The following is a 17,741-nucleotide window of genomic DNA, read 5'->3' on the forward strand; positions in this document are numbered from 1 at the left end:
CGCCGCGCGCGGGCCGTCAGGCCCGCTGGCCCCTTTGCGATATAGAATTGGTTGCTATCGGCCATCCAGTGCGCGGTTCCCGTGGGCGATCTTCCCCGCCGGAACGGACGCTTCCCGATGCCGGCGCGTGCAGAAAAACCACTCGGAGCAAATGGAGCATTCATGTCCTACCAACATATCAAGGTTCCCGCTGGCGGCCAGAAGATCACGGTCAACGCTGATTTCTCGCTGAATGTGCCCGATCAGCCCATCGTCCCCTACATCGAGGGCGACGGCACGGGCGCCGACATCACCCCGGTGATGATCAAGGTCGTCGACGCGGCGGTGCAGAAGGCCTATGGCGGCAAGCGCAAGATCCACTGGATGGAAGTCTATGCCGGCGAGAAGGCCACCAAGGTCTACGGCCCCGACGTGTGGCTGCCCGACGAGACCCTGGACGTCGTCAAGGACTACGTGGTGTCGATCAAGGGCCCGCTGACCACGCCGGTGGGCGGCGGCATCCGTTCGCTGAACGTGGCCCTGCGCCAGCAGCTGGACCTGTACGTCTGCCTGCGCCCGGTGGCGTACTTCAAGGGCGTGCCCTCGCCGGTGCGCGAACCCGAAAAGACCAACATGGTGATCTTCCGCGAGAACTCGGAAGACATCTACGCCGGCATCGAATACATGGCCGAAAGCGAGCAGGCCAAGGAGCTGATCCAGTTCCTGCAGACCAAGCTCGGCGTGAAGAAGATCCGTTTCCCGAACACTTCGTCCATCGGCATCAAGCCGGTGTCGCGCGAAGGCACCGAGCGCCTGGTGCGCAAGGCCGCGCAGTACGTCATCGACAATGACCGTACGTCGCTGACCCTGGTGCACAAGGGCAACATCATGAAGTTCACGGAAGGCGGCTTCCGCGATTGGGGCTACGCGCTGCTGCAGAAGGAATTCGGCGCGACGCTGATTGACGGCGGCCCGTGGTGCAAGTTCAAGAATCCGAAGACGGGCCGCGAGGTCATCGTCAAGGACGTGATTGCTGACGCGTTCCTGCAGCAGATCCTGCTGCGCCCGGCCGAATACGACGTGATCGCCACCCTGAACCTGAACGGCGACTACATCTCGGACGCGCTGGCCGCGCAAGTGGGCGGCATCGGCATCGCCCCGGGCGCCAACCTGTCTGATTCGGTGGCCATGTTCGAAGCTACCCACGGCACTGCGCCGAAGTACGCAGGCAAGGACTACGTGAACCCCGGTTCCGAAATCCTGTCGGCCGAAATGATGCTGCGCCACATGGGCTGGACCGAAGCCGCGGACCTGATCATCTCCAGCATGGAAAAATCCATCCTGTCCAAGAAGGTCACGTACGACTTCGCGCGTCTGCTGGAAGGCGCGACCCAGGTGTCGTGCTCGGGCTTTGGCCAGGTGATGATCGAAAACATGTAATCGGCAGTGCGGCTCAAAAGCCGCCTCCATGAAAAAACGCAAGGCAAGCGCGCCTTGCGTTTTTTTTATGGGCCTTGCGTTAAATCAAACGCCCTCTGCAGTCTTGGTGAAAACCCTGGTGCTGTCCCTTATTCTGACGGAATACATACATAAACCGTCACATTCTGCCTTGATTGGTTTCATTGGGCGGGTGAAGAAGGATGAGAGGACTATGAAGAATTCCAGCTTGCGCAGGGAACTGCTGTGGTTTGTGTTCGCGGTCGGCGCTGTCGTGCTGGCCCTGGGCGCCTGGGACGCCTGGGAGCGCCGCGCTGAGATGGTGGCCGAGCGCAGGAGCGAGCTGCGCCACGTCCTCGATCTGGCGTCCGGCATCGTGCGCAATGGCAAGCAAAGCGTGCGCGAGGGCATGCCCCTGGACGAGGCCAAGCGCAATGTGGCGCGCCGATTGGCGCAACTGCGTTATGGCGAGGACGGCTATGTGGGCGCCTTCGGCGACGGCTACGACCTGCTGGTGCATCCCGATCCCAAGCTGGTCGGCACCAACGTCCGGGCCGTCAAGGACAGCGCCGGGCAGCCGATCTTCGAAAACCTCTATGCCCAAGGCAAGGCGGGCGGCGGCTATACGCGCTACCAGTTCCCGCGGCCGGGAACGGATCGGGCGCTGCCCAAGATCAGCTATGCCACCTACGACGCCGACTGGGGCTGGTTGTTGTTCACGGGCCTGTACGTGGATGACGTCGATCAGGCGTTCTACGGCACTTTGTGGCGGCAAGGCGGTGTGACGCTGGGCCTTCTGGTGTTGCTATTGGCGGCGGCGCTGCGCTTTTTCCGCACGCATATCCTCGGTCCGCTGGACCAGGCGGTGGTGGTGTGCGAGCGCGTGGCCAATGGCGACTTGTCGGGCAGCGTGCCGCGCAATCAGCGCGGCGAGATCGGCCGCCTGTTCGACGCCCTGGCGCGGATGCAGCAACGCCTGGACGGGGCGGTGCGCAGCATTGTGCATTCCACGGCTTCCATTGCCGCGGCCTCGCGGCAGATCGCGGCGGGCAGCATGGACCTGTCGGACCGCACCGAGAAGCAGGCCGCCGCGCTGGAGCAGACCGCCGCCAGCGTGGAGCAGATCACCGCGACCGCGCAGCAGAGCGCGCAACATGTGCGTGAGGTCAGCGCGCTGGCCGGTCAGGCAGCGCAACTGGCCAGGCAGGGTAGCGATGAAACGCAGCACGCCATCGACGCCATGCGCGAGATTTCGCATAGCTCGCAGCGCATCGACGAGATCATCCGGCTGATAGACGAGATCGCGTTCCAGACCAACATCCTGGCGCTGAACGCCGCGGTGGAAGCGGCGCGGGCCGGAGAACAGGGCCGGGGCTTTGCCGTGGTGGCGGGCGAGGTGCGCGCGCTGGCTCAGCGTTCGGCCACCGCCGCCAAGGAGATCAAGACGCTGATCGAAGCGTCGGCGGATTCGGTGGCTCGTGGCAGCCAGCGCGTCGAGCAGGCCAGCGCGACGATGGGCAACGTGCTGGAGTCCGCCGCCACCAGCGCGCCGCTGATGGGAGAGATTGCCACGGCCTCGGCCGAGCAGAGCGTGGGCATCGAACAGATCAATCAGGCCGTGACGCATCTGGACGGCGTGACGCAGCAGAACGCCGCGCTGGTGGAAGAGTTCGCCGCGTCGGCTGGCGCGCTGCGCGATCAGGCGGCCGAGCTGGCGAATGCGGTGTCCGTCTTCAGGCTGTCTGCAGCCGCCTAGGCGAGCCCTGCACCACGTTCATGGCCCGCTGCAGGCGCTGTCCAAGCTCTCGGCTGGCGCTGGTCATGGGCATGCGCAGCTCATCGGTGATCAGGCCCTGCATCGAGAGGGCGCGCTTGATCGGAGCAGGGTTGGGTTCGGTAAACAGCAGGCGGATCAGGCCGCGCAGGGGCTCGAAGAGTTCGCGCGCGGCCTCCGCGTGGCCGTCGCGGGCCAGCTGCATGACCTCGACATAGCGCTCGGGATAGACATGCGCGGCGGCCGGGATGGCGCCGAGGCCGCCGGCCAGGAAGTGGTCCAGCAGGGCCATATCTTCCCCGCATAGCGGCGTCAGCGTGCCGCGCCGGTTCAAGGCCGCCAGTACCGCAGGATTGCATTCCTTGACGGCGCTGAAGTTGGGCAGCGCGGCCAGCGCTTCCATGGTTTCGACCGTCATGGTGACGCCGGTGCGCTTGGGGATGTTGTACAGGATGATGGGCCGCTGCGTGGCCCAGGCAATCTGGCGGTAGTGCCACAGGATGCCGGCCTGCGAAGGGCCCAGGTAGTAAGGCGGCGGCACCAGGTAGCCGGCCGGCTGGTACTTGTCCAGGCGCCGGATGGCGGTTGCGACGCCGCGCGTGTCCACGCCGCCCGCGCCGAACACCAGCGGCAGCGCGTGCGGATCGCTCGATATGGCTTCTATCATGTCGACCTTTTCCGGCACGCTCAGCAGATTGCCCTCGCCGGTGGAGCCAAACAGCACCAGGCCGGAGATACCCGCGTTGCGGTAATAGCGGGCCAGCGCCTGCGCGGCGTCCAGGTCCACATAGCCGCCGCGCATCGGCGTGACCATGGGCAGCCAGATGCCTTCAAACGCGGTCTTGCGTGGCGTGTCCATGGCTTACTGCCCCGTCATCGCGTATGCGGGAAGCACCGGGCCGAACTCGGCGCGGGGCAGGCCCGACATCACCGCGTGCATCAGCGCATCCAGCTGTCCGCGTTCGCATTGCAGTTGCAGCACGCTTTGCGCATGGACGTGATCCACCGACAGCACGTAGACGCCGATGCGTTCGCCCAATGCGCGATGCAGCGCCAGCCGCACGTTCAGTGCGTCCAGCGTGTCTATCCTGATGGTCAGCGCGACTCGTTCGACGCGGGCGTGCGTACGCTGCGCGGGCAGGATGTCGGACATGGGGGCGAGGCAGGCTTGAAGTCGGGGGATCATGGCGGGTAGCGGGACCGGAGGCGCAGCTTGCAGCGTTCCGGGGATCCGGTTGGTTAATGACGGTTCCACTATAGGAAGCGCGCCGTAAATCCTGCCGATAAAAGCGGACGCAGCGCGTAAAAAACGCGTCAACGTCCGGGGCGCTCAGAACGTCTTGGTCAGCGACAGCAAGCCCGTTGCGCGGCCCATGTCGCGGCCGCGCGTATTGGTGTAGACGGCGCGGTCCGCGTTGGTGTCCAGATAGGCCAGCGAGACCGACAGGCCCCGGCCGAAGTCCTTCGTCAGCCCCAGCTTCCAGTCCGTGTAGTTGCCGTTGTCGACGTTGCGCACCAGTTGCCGGCCGACGTGCGCGTTGACGGTCAGGCCCCAGACGCCCGTATCGAAGTTGCCGGACAGGTCGAAGTACTGGCTGTGCTTGCTGTCGGCGAAGCCGAACAGGTTGGTCAGGGAGAGGGAGTACTTGAACATCAGAGGTCCATAGCCGATGCCGGCATACAGCTCGGTGGTGTCGGGACTGGTGTAGCCGGACGGATAGTCGCCAGGGTAGAAGTACTGCAGGACGCCCAGGTCGACGGGCACGTCCTGCGCGAGATTGCCCTTGTAGCCGCCGTAGAAGTCCATTTCCACGGGCGCGGACACGTCGCTGTTGCTGTCGTCGAGCCAGCTGATGCTGGAGTTCCAGTTGCCCAGGTAGAAGCCGCTGGAGTGGGCCAGATCGAATCCGCCCTGGATGGCCGGCTTGTTATTGCTTTGCATCAGGCCGCGATAGCGGTATTGGCTGGCCAGGGTGACGTTGGCCGTCAATGTGAAGTCGGACGCGGCAGGCGCCGCTTCGGCGGGCGCGTCGGCGGCCAGTGCGTTGCCGGCTTGCGAGGCGGCCAGGGTCAGCAGCGCGAGCGCGGCCAAGGTGTGGCGGGGCATGGAATTGCTCCTACTGTTGGATGGGACCGCAACAATAGGAGCAAGCGCGTAAAGGCCGAGACAAGACTTGCGGGTTGCGCGTAAACGCGGCGTCAATGCGCGCCCGGGACGCGCGCCTCAGCCGGCGAAGCGGTAGCCCACGCCGATCTCGGTGAGCAGGTAAACCGGCTGGGCGGGATCCGCTTCCAGCTTCTGGCGCAGATGGCCCATGTAGATGCGCAGGTAGTGGTTGCTTTCCACGTGCGACGGACCCCACACCTCGCGCAGCAGTTCGCGGTGCGTCATGACCTTGCCGCGATGCGCCAGCAGCGCCGCCAGCAGGCGGTATTCCATCGCAGTCAGGTGCACGTGCTGGCCGCTGCGCTCCACCACGCGTTTGGCGAAGTCCACGCGCACGTCGCCGAAGCTGATCTCGGAAGCATTGCCCGCGCCGCCTCTTGCGTGCCGCCGCAGCAGCACGCGCAGGCGCGCCAGCAGTTCGCTGACGCCGAACGGCTTGGTCAGGTAGTCATCGGCCCCGGCGTCCAGCGCGGCGACCTTGTCGGCCTCGGCGCTGCGGGCGGACAGCACCAGCACCGGCACCTCGGTCCAGCCGCGCAGTTCTCGGATCAGGATCATGCCGTCTTCGTCGGGCAGGCCCAGGTCCAACACCACCGCGTCGGGCTGCCGGGTGCCGGCTTCGATCAGGCCGCGCTTGACGGTTTCGGCTTCGTGGACGACGCAGCCCTCGCTTTCCAGGGCCTGGCGCACGAAGCGCCGGATGTTGGCGTCGTCTTCAATGATCAGGACGGTAGGCTGGTAATCGAACATGCGTTGCGGCGTTCAAGGGGTTTCGGATTGGATCGGGGGCGGCGCGCCCAGTGGCAGCGTAAAGACGAACTGGGCGCCGGATTCCTGGCCCGGCGCGTGTTCGACCCAGATTTTCCCATGGTGGGCGGCGATGATGGCCTCGCACACGGCCAGGCCCAGGCCGACGCCCGGGGTGGCGGACTCGCGGTCGCCGCGCGTGAATTTTTCGAAGATGCGGCGCTCAGCGCCCGGCGGCACGCCCGGGCCGTTGTCGCTGACCGCCACGCGCAGTTCGCCCTCGTGTACGTCCGCATGCAGACGCAGGGCGCTGCCGGCAGGCGTGTACTTGGCCGCGTTCTCCAGCAGATTGCAGAGCACGCGTTCGATCAGTACGCCGTCGCACTCCACCAGCGGCAGATGCGACAGGCTGTCCACGGTGACGCGGTGCGCGGCCAGCGGTTCGCGCATGGCGGCAAGCGAAGCGCCGACCAGTTCTTCGATGGATTGCCATTCCAGGCGCAGCGGCGTGTCGCGGTTCTGCAGCCTCGCCATGTCCAGCAGATTGACCACCAGCGCGTGCATGCGCTGGGCCTGGTCGCGCATGGCGCGGACGGTGTCGTGGATGTCGGGCGGCAGCGTCGCCTGCTGGCGCATCAGCGTGTCCGTCATGCCGACCAGGCTGGTCAGCGGGGTGCGCAGATCGTGCGACACGGCCGCCAGCAGCGAGTTGCGCAGCTTTTCGGATTCCATGCTGACCAGCGCCTGCTGCGCCACTTCCACGTAGTGCAGGCGTTCGAGCGCGATGGCGATCAGGGTGGCGTAGGCCTCGATCTGGCGGCGCGAGTCGGGATTCAGGAACAGGCTGCGGCGCGGAGCGGCCAGCGCCAGCACGCCGCGGGTGCGCATCGGCGCCTTCAGCGGCAGGTACAGCAGTTCGCTGTTGGACAGGGTGGAGGTGCCTGCGCCGGCCGGCTGTCCGTGGTCGTAGACCCATTGGGCCAGCGCGGATTCCAGCGGCGGCATGTCGTCCGCGGCGGGAGACGCCAGCTTCAGGCGGTCGTCCATGCCCAGGATGTATAGCGCGCAGCGCGAACCGAAGGTGGCATGCACGAAGGCGCCCGCCAGGGTGACGATCTGCTCGGGCAGCAGCGCGGACGACAATTCGCGCGCGAATTCGTAGAGGCTGCGCGCATCGGCTTCGCGCTTGACCGAAGCCTGCGCCTGCAAGCGCAGGCCGGCCGTCAACTGGCCGATCAGCAGGCCCACCGACAGCAGCACGCCGAAGGTCAGCAGATACTGCACATCCGATACGGCGAAGGACGCCAGCGGTTGCACGAAGAAGAAATCGAACAGCCCTACGCTGATGACCGAGGCCAGCGCCGCCGGTCCGCGCCCGTGGCGCAGCGCAACGGCCACCACCGCCAGCAGGAACAGCATGACGATGTTGGTCTGGTGCAGCGCCGGGAAGGCCAGCATGGACAGCGCGGTGGCCGCGGCGCAATAGCACAGCGCCCAGGCGTAGCCCGCCAGCGGCCGCGGATTGCGCTCGTCGGCGGCCTGGCGCGTACGTTGTCCCAGCGTGAGCGGATCGCGCCCCGGCGCGGATGCGGCCGGCAGCGGCGGCGCGCCCAGGCGGATGATGTCGATTTCGGGGCAGCCCGCGGCCAGCATGTCGGCAAAGCTGTGGCGGCGCCACAGCCAGCCCGGCGAGATGGCCGCGGTCAGCAGCGCAGACAGCGACAGGCGCAGGCGTTGCAGGCCGCTGGCGCGGGTGCGGCCGATGATGGCCTTGGTGATGTTGTGGCGGCGCACATAGCGCACCACGGCGTCGACCATGTCGCCGCCGGCCAGGACTTCGCTGCGCGCGCCCAATGCATCCGCCAGGGCCAGGCTGCGCTGGATGCGCTCCTGTTCGGCCTGGGGCGGCGGGGCCGCGCGCGGTGTGTCGATGGTGACCACGTGCAGATCGCATTCCAGCTGCTGGCTCAGGCGGTGTGCGCTGCGGATGACGTACTCGGCGTCCACGTCCGGACCGATACACGCGACCACGGCTTCGCGCGTACGCCACACGGGTTCGATGGCGCGGTCGCGGCGGTAGGCCTGGACGTCCTCGTCGACGTGGTCGGCGGTGCGGCGCAGCGCCAGCTCGCGCAGCGCTATCAGGTTGCCCTTGCGAAAGAAATTGCGGGTGGCGTGGCGGGCCTGTTCCGGCAGATAGACCTTGCCTTCCTTCAGTCGGCGCAGCAGCTCGTCGGCCGACAGGTCCACCAGGATGACTTCGTCGGCCGCATCGAAGACCTCGTCCGGCACGGTTTCCCAGACGCGCACGCCGGTGATGCTGCCCACGGCTTCGTTCAGGCTGTCCAGGTGCTGCACGTTCAGCGTGGTCCAGACGTCGATGCCCGCCGTCAGGAGTTCCTGGATGTCCTGCCAGCGCTTGGCATGGCGCGAGCCTGGCGCGTTCGAGTGCGCCAGCTCGTCCACCAACACCAGGTTGGGATGGCGGGCCAGCGCGCCATCCAAATCAAATTCCTTCAGTACGTGGCCGCGGTACGGCACGTCCTTGAGCGGCAGGACAGGCAGGCCTTCCAGCAGCGTGGCGGTTTCGCGCCGGCCGTGGGTCTCAACGATGCCGGCCAGCACGTTGGCGCCCTGGGCGGCCTGCGCGCGCGCCGCCTCCAGCATGGCGTAGGTCTTGCCCACGCCTGCCGACGACCCGAAGTAGACGCGCAGCTTGCCGCGCACCGCCTGGCGCGCAGCGTCGTCCAGGGTCTTCAAGAGCGCGTCGGGGTCGGGACGCTCGCCAGCGATATCAGCCATGAACGCGCAGTAGGTGTGAGGGAACGGCTGGCAATACTATACGCCGCGGCATCAGCGGGCTGGACGCAATTGGTCCAGCGCCAGGTTCAGCGTCAGCACGTTGACCGCGGGGTCGCCCAGCACGCCCAGCCAGGGCTTCTCGGTATGGGCCTGGATCAGCGCGTCGACCTGCGCGCGCGGCAGGTCGCGGGCGCGCGCCACGCGCGCCGCCTGGTAGGCAGCGGCGGCCGGGCTGATGTGCGGATCCAGGCCGCTGCCTGATGCGGTGACCAGGTCCACCGGCACCGGGACCGGGTTGTCCGGATCGGCCGCCTTCAGGGCAGCGATGCGCGCCTGGATGGCATCGGCCAGCGCCGGATTGCGCGGCCCCAGGTTCGAACCGCCGGAGCCGGCGCCGTTGTACGGCATGGGCGCGGTGGCCGACGGGCGGCCCCAGAAGTAGGCAGGCGAACTGAACGACTGGCCGATCAGTTCGGAGCCGACGACGCGGTCGCCTTGCTTGATCAGCAAGCCGGCGGCCTCGTGCGGGAAGACGGCGGCGGCGATGCCCGTGGTCAGGAAGGGATAGGCCAGGCCGGTCACCAGCGACAGCGCGGCGAAGACGACCAGCGCGGGACGCAGGATGCCGCCTTGGCGCGGCAGTGTGGCGGAATTTTTCATGATGGGTTCCTTGCGGTTTCGGGGCTCAGGCCCAGCCCAGGGCGGCCAGGACCATGTCGACCAGCTTGATGCCGGCAAACGGCACCAGCAGACCGCCCAGGCCATAGATGAGCAGATTGCGGCGCAACAGCACGGCCGCGCCCAGCGCGCGATAGCGCACGCCCTTGAGCGCCAACGGGATCAGCACCACGATGATCAGCGCGTTGAAGATCACGGCAGACAGAATGGCCGAGGCCGGTGTGGCCAGGCCCATGATGTTCAGCACGTTCAACTGCGGATAGACGGTGGCGAAGGCGGCCGGAATGATGGCGAAGTACTTGGCCACGTCGTTGGCCACGCTGAAGGTAGTGAGCGCGCCGCGGGTCATCAGCATCTGCTTGCCGATCTCGACGATCTCGATCAGCTTGGTGGGGTTGGAATCCAGGTCCACCATATTGCCGGCCTCCTTGGCGGCCTGGGTGCCCGAATTCATCGCCACCGCCACGTCGGCCTGCGCCAGCGCAGGCGCATCGTTGGTGCCGTCGCCCGTCATCGCTACCAGCCGGCCCTCCGCCTGGTAGGCGCGGATCAGCTTGAGCTTGGCCTCGGGCGTGGCTTCCGCGAGGAAGTCGTCCACGCCCGCCTCGGCGGCGATGGATGCGGCCGTAAGCTTGTTGTCGCCCGTGATCATCACGGTCTTGATGCCCATGCGACGCAGCTCCGCGAACCGCGATTGGATGTCCGGCTTGACGATGTCCTTCAGCTCGACCACGCCCAGCGCCCGATTGCCGTCGCTGACCATCAGCGGCGTGCTGCCGCGGCGGGCCACGTCCTCAGCCAGGCGCAGGGCCTGTTCCGGCACGGTAGAGTCCTGCTCGGCCAGCCAGGCCTGCACGGCGTCGACCGCGCCCTTGCGGATCATGCGGCCATTCAGATTCACGCCGCTCATGCGCGATTGCGCGGTGAAGGGCACGAATTCGGCATGCGCCATGGGCGCGGCCGGGGCGTGGATGGACTTGTCGGCCAGCGCCACGATGCTGCGGCCTTCCGGCGTTTCATCGGCCAGCGAGGCCAGGCGCGCGGCCTCGGCCAGTTCGCGCGCGGACACGCCGGGGGCAGGTAGAAAGGTCGAGGCCTGGCGGTTGCCGAAGGTGATGGTGCCGGTCTTGTCCAGCAGCAGCACGTCCACGTCGCCAGCGGCTTCCACGGCGCGGCCGGACGTAGCGATGACGTTCGCGCCCATCATGCGGCTCATGCCGGCCACGCCGATGGCCGACAGCAGGCCGCCGATGGTGGTGGGGATCAGGCAGACCAGCAGCGCGACCAGCACCGTGACCGTCACCACAGAACCGCCGCCAGCGGCGTTGACCGCGTAGATCGAGAACGGCATCAGGGTCACGACCACCAGCAGGAACACCACGGTCAGGCCCACCAGCAGGATGGTGAGGGCGAGCTCGTTGGGCGTCTTCTGGCGCTTGGCGCCTTCGACCATGGTGATCATGCGGTCCAGGAAGCTCTCGCCGGGGTCGGCGGCGATGCGCACGAAGATCCAGTCAGACAGCACCCGGGTGCCGCCGGTGACCGACGAGAAGTCGCCACCGGACTCGCGGATCACGGGCGCGGATTCGCCGGTGATGGCGCTTTCGTCCACTGACGCCACGCCGGCGATGACCTGGCCGTCGCCGGGGATGATGTCGCCCGCTTCGACCAGCACTACGTCGCCCCGGCGCAGCAGGCCCGAAGGCTGGCTGACTGCCTGGTTGCGCCAGGCGCCGGGCGCAGCCAGGCTGGCGTCGGCATCGCGAAAGCCCTTCAGCAGACGGGCGTCGATGGTGGTGCGCAGGCCGCGCAGGGTGGCCGCCTGCTGCTTGCCGCGGCCTTCGGCCAGGGCTTCGGCGAAGTTCGCGAACAGCACGGTGAACCATAGCCACACGGCGATCGCCAGGATGAACCCGGCGGGCGCTTCGGCCCGGCCGCGCAGGGCCATGACCCACAGCACCGTGGTCAGGATGCTGCCGACGTAGACCACGAACATCACGGGGTTCTTCAACTGCGCGGCGGGCGATAGCTTGCGCAGGCTGTCCAGCACCGCCGGACCGATCAGGGCGCGCGACCACATGCCGAACTGGCGTTCACGCGCAACGCCAGTCGCGGTGCGGGCGGCGCCGCCGCCGGCGCCGGTAGTAGAAGTTTCAATCTTGGCCATTTTCATTCCTAGCCTTTAATTTGCAGGTGTTCCGCCACCGGGCCCAAGGCCAGTGCGGGCACGTACGTCAAAGCGCCTACCAGCAGCACCGCGCCGATCAACAGCACCACGAACAGCGGGCCGGTGGTGGGCATGCTGCCGGGACCGGCGGGCAGCCGGCGCTTGGCGGCCAGCGAGCCGGCCATCGCCAGGATGGCGACGATGATGGCGAAGCGGCCGAACCACATGGCGACGCCCAGCAGCACGTTGTAGAAGGGCGTGTTGGCCGACAATCCGGCGAAGGCGCTGCCGTTGTTGTTGGCGGCCGACGTCAGGCCATAGAGGATTTCGGAGAAACCGTGGATGCCCGGATTCAGCACGCCAGCCTGGCCGGCCGGCACCGAGACCGCCAGCGCCGTGCCGACCAGCACCAGCAGCGGGGTAGCCAGGATGACGATGGAGACCATCTTCATGTCATAGGCTTCGATCTTCTTGCCCAGGTATTCCGGGGTGCGGCCTATCATCAGTCCGGCGATGAAGACGCCCAGGATGGCGAAGGCCAGCATGCCGTACAGGCCCGAACCCACGCCGCCGAAGACCACCTCGCCCAATTGCATCAACAGCATCGGCGTCAGGCCACCCATGGCGTTGAGCGAATCGTGCATGCCGTTGACCGCGCCGCAGGACGCCGCCGTGGTGACGGTGGCGAACAGCGAGGTGGCGGCGATGCCGAAGCGGGTTTCCTTGCCTTCCATGTTGCCGCCCGGCGAGAACGCGCTGAGCGCGCTGTCGGCGCCGGCCTGGGCCGCCATCGGATTGGGCTGCTGCTCGAAGTAGGCGGCGGATAGCGCAAACACCGCGAACAGCACGGTCATGGCCGCCAGGATCGCGATGCCCTGGCGCCGGTTGCCCACCATTTCGCCGAACGAGAAGCACAGCGCGGCGGGAATGGCCAGGATGGCCAGCATCTCCAGGAAGTTCGCCAGCGGCGTGGGGTTCTCAAAGGGATGCGCGGAGTTGGCGTTGAAGAAGCCGCCGCCGTTGGTCCCCAGCAGCTTGATCGATTCCTGCGAAGCGACCGGACCCATGGCCAGGGTCTGGGTCTTGCTGACGGCGGGATCGGTCACGGCCTGTCCCTGGGCGTCCAGCACGGGCTGGCCTTGGGCGTCCACGCGGGGCTGCTCGTAATGCACCGCCTCGATCGTCTGGACTTCCTGATAGGGGCTGAAATTCTGGATCACCCCCTGGCTGACCAGCGCCAGCGCCAGGACCAGGGACAGCGGCAGCAGCACGTACAGCGTGCTACGCACCATGTCGGTCCAGAAGTTGCCCACCGTGGCCGAGCAATGGCGCGACAGGCCGCGGATCAGCGCGAACAGCACGGCGATGCCGGTGGCGGCCGAGACGAAATTCTGCACCGTCAGCGCCAGCATCTGCGTCAGGTAGCTCATCGTCGATTCGCCGCCATAGCCCTGCCAGTTGGTATTGGCCACGAAGCTGATGGCGGTGTTCAGGGCTGAGTCCGGTGACACCGCGCCCATGCCGGCGGGATTGAGCGGCAGCATGCCCTGCAGGCGCTGCAAGGCGTAGACGGCCGCGATGCCGATGATATTGAAGGCCAGCACCGCCACGGCGTAGCGCTTCCAGCCCATTTCGGCCTGCGGGTCTATGCCCGCCAGCCGGTAGATGCCGCGCTCGATTGGACGGCCCCAGGCGGTCAGCCGGGATTGCCCGTTTTCCATGGCGATGCGGATATAACGCCCGAGCAGGGGCGCGATCGCAAGCAGGACTGCCAGGTACGCGACCAGCAATCCGACGAATTCGGCGGTCATCAGAATTTCTCCGGTTTGAACAGCGCGACCAGCAGGTACACGAACAACAAGGCGGCCGTCAGGCCGCTCAGCCAATAGAGCCAGTTCATGGCTGCTCTCCCGCAGACAAGGTTTCGCAGAACCGCAACAGGGCGAAAGTCAGCCCGGCCATGACGGCAAAGATGGCGATATAGAAGGCATCCACGTTTTTCCTCCCGGGAGCGGCGCTCCCTTCGAACGACGGGCCTGCTCGGCGAATAGGGATGCGCGCCGGGCAGGCGTAGTGACCAATCAGGACATCGGCAGGTTACGGAGCGGGGGGTAAAAACGGGGTATACGTTTGGGAGGGGGGTGTAAATGAAACGTAAAATCCCAATATTCAGTACGGGAACACCGAATTGCACTAAGTTGGTGCATGGAATATGTAAATGAATGCTCCTTCTTAGGGCATTCCCCTAGTGTGACAATCCCGCATCTGGTGCAGAATCTCTTCCCATGCAGGTGAGGAGACAAAGCCCTGCATGGGCAAATACCGGCGGCACCGGTACATAAAAAAAGTAAAGCAGTACCCAAAAAAAGCAAAACGCACAACGGCTGGCACCAGGTAGTGCCGGCCGTTGTCGCATAAAAAGCCGGCATTTCAAGCGCAAAGGCTTTTCAAGCGCCGCGTTTCGCGATAATCAGACAGGGTTCGCTCATCCCAGCTATGTCGGAATCGCGCCTTTCATCCTCGGCACCCGCCACGACTCCCTATTGGCGCCGCAATTTGTGGCTGATCCTGGTGTTGCTCGTCGCCTGGGCCGCGCTGACCTTCATTCCCGCTTTTTTTGCCCGCAGCCTGAACTTCGATTTCATCGGCTGGCCGTTCGCGTTCTGGATGGCGGCCTATGGCGCACCGCTGGCCTACCTGGTCATCATCGGCATCTACGCCCGGATCATGAATCGCGCCGATGAGCGCTCCGACGACACGGGAGGGCACCGCTGATGCCGTTTTTCAGCGGAGACACGCCCCAGCAATTCAGAGTCCGGCTGCGCCGCATCTACGTGCTGTACACGGCGGGCTTCGCGTTGATGATCCTGTTGATGGCGCTGGCCGAGATCCTGGGCATGCCGCGCAACTGGATCGGCTATGTATTCCTGCTGGTCACGGTCAGCCTGTACGCCGGTATCGGCATCGTCTGCCGGACCTCGGATCAGGTGGAATACTACGTGGCCGGCCGGCGGGTGCCCGCGATCTACAACGGCATGGCCACCGCCGCCGACTGGATGTCGGTGGCTTCCTTCATCGGGGTGGCCGGCACGCTCTACCTGACGGGCTACGGTGGGCTGGCCTACATCATGGGCTGGACCGGCGGCTACGTACTGGTGGCGATGCTGCTGGCGCCTTATCTGCGCCGCTTCGGCCAATACACCATCCCCGACTTCATGGGTGCGCGCTATGGCGGCAACATGCCGCGCCTGGCGGGCGTGGCCTGCGCCATACTCTGTTCCTTCACCTACCTGGTGGCGCAGATCTACGGCGTGGGCATCATCACCACGCGCATGACCGGCATTTCCTTCGAGCTCGGCATCTTCGTGGCGCTGGGCGGCATGCTGGTCTGTTCGTTCCTGGGCGGCATGCGCGCGGTCACCTGGACGCAGGTGGGGCAGTACATCATCCTGGTCATTGCCTATCTGGTGCCGGTGGTCTGGCTGTCCATCAAGCACACCAACATGCCCGTGCCGCAGTTGTCGGCCGGGGTGGTGCTGCAGCAGGTCACTGAAAAAGAAATCTACCTGCAGAACGACCCGTCCGAAATCGAGGTGCGCAGGCTTTGGCAGGAGCGCGCCGACGAAATGGGCCGCCGGATGGCGGCATTGCCAGAATCCTGGACACTGGAAAAGGACAAGCTGCGCAGCCGGCTGGCGCAGTTGACGGCGAATGATGCGCCCATGGTCGAGATCCGCTCGGCCGAACGCGAGCTGGCCGGCTATCCCCCCAGCGTGGAGGAGGCGCGTGTCGCATGGGCGCAGGCCAAGGCCGCCTTCGAGGCGCGGGCGGCGCCCGCCACACCGCATGCGGAACCGTTCCCGTCCAAGGATCCGGAAGAGCAGCGCAATATGCGCGTCAACTTCCTGGCGCTGGTGCTATGCCTGATGCTGGGCACCGCCGGCATGCCGCACATCCTGATGCGTTCATACACCACGCCTTCAGTCATCGAGGCGCGCAAATCGGTGTGCTGGTCGCTACTGTTCATCCTGCTGCTGTATTTCATGGCGCCGGCGCTGGCGCTGCTGGTGAAGTACGAGGTCTATACACAGGTGGTGGGGTCCAGCTTTCTCAGCCTGCCCAACTGGGTGCATGCCTGGAGCGCCGTCGACAGCAATCTGCTGGACGTGACCGACGTCAACCGCGACGGCATCGTGCAGTTGAGCGAAATCAGCATGGGCGCCGACGTGGTGGTGCTGGCCATGCCGGAAATCGGCGGGCTGCCCTACGTCATATCGGCCCTGGTGGCGGCGGGCGGGCTGGCTGCGGCGCTGTCCACCGCCGATGGCCTGTTGCTGACCCTGTCCAACTCCCTGTCGCACGACATGTGGTACCGCATGGTGTCGCCGCGCATGTCGGCGGCGCGCCGCGTGATGGTGTCCAAGATCCTGTTGCTGCTGGTGGCGTTCGGTGCGGCCTGGGTGGCGGCGCGCAAGCCGGCGGACATCCTGTTCATGGTGTCGGCCGCGTTTTCCTTCGCGGCTTCGTCGTTTTTCCCGGCGCTGGTCATGGGCGTGTTCTGGCGCCGGGCCAACAAATGGGGGGCGACGCTGGGCATGGCGGCGGGGCTTGCGGCGACGTTCGCCTACATGACGCACACGCATCCGTGGCTGCGCGAATGGGTGCTGGGCATTTCACGCACCCAGCCCGTGGACCTGTGGTGGGGCATCCAGCCGATCGCGGCGGGCGTGTTCGGCGCGCCGGTGGCATTCCTGACGATCATTGTGGTGTCCCTGCTGACGCCGCCTCCCGACCGGGCCACGCTGGCGCTGGTGGACTACCTGCGGCATCCGGGCGCACCCAAACCGCAGGGCGAACGCGCCTAAGGCGCTGCGCAGGCGTCGGCCTTCCGGTTTTCCGGATCGACGCAGGAAGCCCATGCCGCCGCGGGCATCGTTTGCAGCAGGGTATAGGTCTGGCCGGGCGCCCATAGCCATTGCACGCCGCCAGGCGTCTGGCCGGCGGCCTCCCAGACCCGTTTGCGTTGCGCGCTGGTCATGGGGAACTGTCCATCGTCGCCGCTTTTTCCTTTTGCCAGCACCTGGGCGGGGTCCCGCTTGGCGTCATAGATGCTGACCATGCCTGCGGCGGTCTGCTTGGGTTGCACGATGGTCCAGTCGTAGTTGTACGAATCCAGCGCTGGCGCTTTCCAGGCCGGACCGGGCAACACTAGTACGGCATAGTGGCCCGGACTTTCGCGGTAGGGCAGTCCCAGAACGGCGGGCTCGTCCGCCCACGCCGTCCGCTGGCGCAAGTAGCGCTGCGCCCTGCGGCCCTGAGCGTCATACGTCACGACTTCGAACGCGTCTTCGGATCTGTCTTGATAGGAAATCGTGCGCAACAGCCGGCCCGCCGCGTCATGCACGTAGCGGGCCATGGGCCGGGAGCGCGCCGAGCAATCGTTGGCGCCCAGCTCGGCCAGCCAGCCGTGGGCGTCGTAGCGCAGGCAGTAGCGCGCCGGCCGGTTGCGGCGGCCGTCCCATGCGCGCGAGCGCTCCTCGTAGCCAGTCAGCCGACCGGCGGCGTCATAGTAGAAGCGCGTTTCAGCGTCTGGCGGGGGCAGCTCGGCCTTGCCCGATGCGCGGGTTTCGTGGACTGCGTTGGCACTGTAACGGGCGATGCCGCACAAATGCTGGCGGCCGTCGGGGGCGCTTTCCCAGCGCAGCATCGTGACGCCGATGCGGGCGTGCGGCGCGGCGGCGTAGACGGACCAGTCCACCTGTTCGGCCCAGATGGCGGGGGAGGCGCGTCCGTCCGTGTCTATGGCGACGCCAGGCAGCCATGACCGGATGCGCGAGCCGTCCAGCGCCAGCAAGGTATTCGTGTCGTCCAGGGAAATGTCCATCACCCTGGTGTGGCGCTGCGCGGACGCCGCCAGTGGCTCGCAGAGCGCGCTGGCCAGCCCCGGCGCCATGGAAAGTGCCGTCAGCGTAAGCAGACGCAGAGAGCAA

14 protein-coding genes are annotated in these 17,741 nt (G+C 66.4%); 4 read left to right on the top strand and 10 right to left on the bottom strand.

Annotated features, from left to right (window positions below):
- The first annotated feature begins 162 nt into the window (after nucleotides 1–162).
- Nucleotides 163–1,419 (top strand): NADP-dependent isocitrate dehydrogenase, encoded by a 1,257-nt coding sequence (icd, locus tag IB259_RS17840; protein ID WP_054450062.1) that lies wholly within the window; start codon nucleotides 163–165, stop codon nucleotides 1,417–1,419.
- Nucleotides 1,420–1,630: 211 nt separating this feature from the next.
- Complete coding sequence (locus IB259_RS17845) at nucleotides 1,631–3,172, top strand: methyl-accepting chemotaxis protein (protein ID WP_054450065.1); 1,542 nt, start codon at nucleotides 1,631–1,633, stop codon at nucleotides 3,170–3,172.
- Here IB259_RS17845 and dapA read toward each other — a convergent pair.
- The 9 genes from dapA to kdpF all read right to left on the bottom strand — a co-directional run bounded on the left by dapA (nucleotide 3,150) and on the right by kdpF (nucleotide 13,651).
- Nucleotides 3,150–4,049 carry a 4-hydroxy-tetrahydrodipicolinate synthase gene (gene dapA / locus IB259_RS17850; protein WP_192329798.1) on the bottom strand — a complete coding sequence of 300 codons (900 nt, stop codon included), beginning with the start codon at nucleotides 4,047–4,049 and terminating at the stop codon, nucleotides 3,150–3,152. The genes IB259_RS17845 and dapA overlap by 23 nt on opposite strands.
- 3 nt (nucleotides 4,050–4,052) lie before the next feature.
- The gene (locus IB259_RS17855; protein WP_054450069.1) at nucleotides 4,053–4,343 is read right to left on the bottom strand and encodes a hypothetical protein; all 291 of its coding nucleotides are present in this window, start codon (nucleotides 4,341–4,343) and stop codon (nucleotides 4,053–4,055) included.
- 177 nt (nucleotides 4,344–4,520) lie between these two features.
- Nucleotides 4,521–5,297 carry a TorF family putative porin gene (locus tag IB259_RS17860; protein WP_192329800.1) on the bottom strand — a complete coding sequence of 259 codons (777 nt, stop codon included), beginning with the start codon at nucleotides 5,295–5,297 and terminating at the stop codon, nucleotides 4,521–4,523.
- Between the two features lie 117 nt (nucleotides 5,298–5,414).
- A complete protein-coding gene (kdpE, locus tag IB259_RS17865) occupies nucleotides 5,415–6,107 on the bottom strand; it encodes a two-component system response regulator KdpE (protein ID WP_054450072.1) in 693 nt (230 codons plus the stop codon).
- Between the two features lie 12 nt (nucleotides 6,108–6,119).
- Complete coding sequence (locus tag IB259_RS17870; RefSeq protein WP_054450074.1) at nucleotides 6,120–8,906, bottom strand: sensor histidine kinase KdpD; 2,787 nt, start codon at nucleotides 8,904–8,906, stop codon at nucleotides 6,120–6,122.
- 51 nt (nucleotides 8,907–8,957) lie between these two features.
- The gene (kdpC, locus tag IB259_RS17875) at nucleotides 8,958–9,566 is read right to left on the bottom strand and encodes a potassium-transporting ATPase subunit KdpC (RefSeq protein ID WP_192329802.1); all 609 of its coding nucleotides are present in this window, start codon (nucleotides 9,564–9,566) and stop codon (nucleotides 8,958–8,960) included.
- Nucleotides 9,567–9,591: 25 nt separating this feature from the next.
- On the bottom strand, nucleotides 9,592–11,751 hold the full coding sequence (gene kdpB, locus IB259_RS17880) for a potassium-transporting ATPase subunit KdpB (RefSeq protein ID WP_175159454.1): 2,160 nt from the start codon (nucleotides 11,749–11,751) through the stop codon (nucleotides 9,592–9,594).
- A gap of 8 nt (nucleotides 11,752–11,759) precedes the next feature.
- Nucleotides 11,760–13,562: a potassium-transporting ATPase subunit KdpA gene (gene kdpA / locus IB259_RS17885; protein WP_119450773.1), complete on the bottom strand. Its 1,803-nt coding sequence runs from the start codon at nucleotides 13,560–13,562 to the stop codon at nucleotides 11,760–11,762.
- Nucleotides 13,562–13,651, bottom strand: coding sequence for a K(+)-transporting ATPase subunit F (kdpF, locus tag IB259_RS17890; RefSeq protein ID WP_013391886.1), 90 nt, complete (start codon nucleotides 13,649–13,651; stop codon nucleotides 13,562–13,564). The genes kdpA and kdpF overlap by 1 nt, the downstream gene beginning before the upstream one ends.
- 596 nt (nucleotides 13,652–14,247) lie before the next feature.
- Here kdpF and IB259_RS17895 point away from each other — a divergent pair.
- Entirely contained in the window at nucleotides 14,248–14,526 is a 279-nt protein-coding gene (locus IB259_RS17895; RefSeq protein ID WP_054450082.1) for a DUF4212 domain-containing protein, read from the top strand.
- Complete coding sequence (locus IB259_RS17900) at nucleotides 14,526–16,616, top strand: sodium:solute symporter family protein (RefSeq protein ID WP_175159458.1); 2,091 nt, start codon at nucleotides 14,526–14,528, stop codon at nucleotides 16,614–16,616. Before IB259_RS17895 ends, IB259_RS17900 begins: the two co-directional genes overlap by 1 nt.
- Here the strand turns inward: IB259_RS17900 and IB259_RS17905 are convergent.
- Nucleotides 16,613–17,704: a hypothetical protein gene (locus tag IB259_RS17905; protein ID WP_225596894.1), complete on the bottom strand. Its 1,092-nt coding sequence runs from the start codon at nucleotides 17,702–17,704 to the stop codon at nucleotides 16,613–16,615. The genes IB259_RS17900 and IB259_RS17905 overlap by 4 nt on opposite strands.
- Between the last annotated feature and the right edge of the window lie 37 nt (nucleotides 17,705–17,741).

Source organism: Achromobacter sp. ACM04, assembly GCF_014851465.1.
In the GTDB taxonomy this organism is placed as follows: Bacteria; Pseudomonadota; Gammaproteobacteria; order Burkholderiales; family Burkholderiaceae_B; genus Achromobacter; species Achromobacter aegrifaciens.

Bases quoted from the DNA above. Each gene is read 5' to 3' on its own strand.
- IB259_RS17895 (WP_054450082.1), top strand. From the start codon at position 14,248: ATGTCGGAATCGCGCCTTTCATCCTCGGCACCCGCCACGACTCCCTAT.
- IB259_RS17855 (WP_054450069.1), bottom strand. From the start codon at position 4,343: ATGTCCGACATCCTGCCCGCGCAGCGTACGCACGCCCGCGTCGAACGA.
- dapA (WP_192329798.1), bottom strand. From the start codon at position 4,049: ATGGACACGCCACGCAAGACCGCGTTTGAAGGCATCTGGCTGCCCATG.
- IB259_RS17905 (WP_225596894.1), bottom strand. From the start codon at position 17,704: ATGGCGCCGGGGCTGGCCAGCGCGCTCTGCGAGCCACTGGCGGCGTCC.
- IB259_RS17870 (WP_054450074.1), bottom strand. From the start codon at position 8,906: ATGGCTGATATCGCTGGCGAGCGTCCCGACCCCGACGCGCTCTTGAAG.
- kdpB (WP_175159454.1), bottom strand. From the start codon at position 11,751: ATGGCCAAGATTGAAACTTCTACTACCGGCGCCGGCGGCGGCGCCGCC.
- kdpE (WP_054450072.1), bottom strand. From the start codon at position 6,107: ATGTTCGATTACCAGCCTACCGTCCTGATCATTGAAGACGACGCCAAC.
- IB259_RS17860 (WP_192329800.1), bottom strand. From the start codon at position 5,297: ATGCCCCGCCACACCTTGGCCGCGCTCGCGCTGCTGACCCTGGCCGCC.
- kdpA (WP_119450773.1), bottom strand. From the start codon at position 13,562: ATGACCGCCGAATTCGTCGGATTGCTGGTCGCGTACCTGGCAGTCCTG.
- IB259_RS17845 (WP_054450065.1), top strand. From the start codon at position 1,631: ATGAAGAATTCCAGCTTGCGCAGGGAACTGCTGTGGTTTGTGTTCGCG.
- IB259_RS17900 (WP_175159458.1), top strand. From the start codon at position 14,526: ATGCCGTTTTTCAGCGGAGACACGCCCCAGCAATTCAGAGTCCGGCTG.
- icd (WP_054450062.1), top strand. From the start codon at position 163: ATGTCCTACCAACATATCAAGGTTCCCGCTGGCGGCCAGAAGATCACG.
- kdpF (WP_013391886.1), bottom strand. From the start codon at position 13,651: ATGAACTGGCTCTATTGGCTGAGCGGCCTGACGGCCGCCTTGTTGTTC.
- kdpC (WP_192329802.1), bottom strand. From the start codon at position 9,566: ATGAAAAATTCCGCCACACTGCCGCGCCAAGGCGGCATCCTGCGTCCC.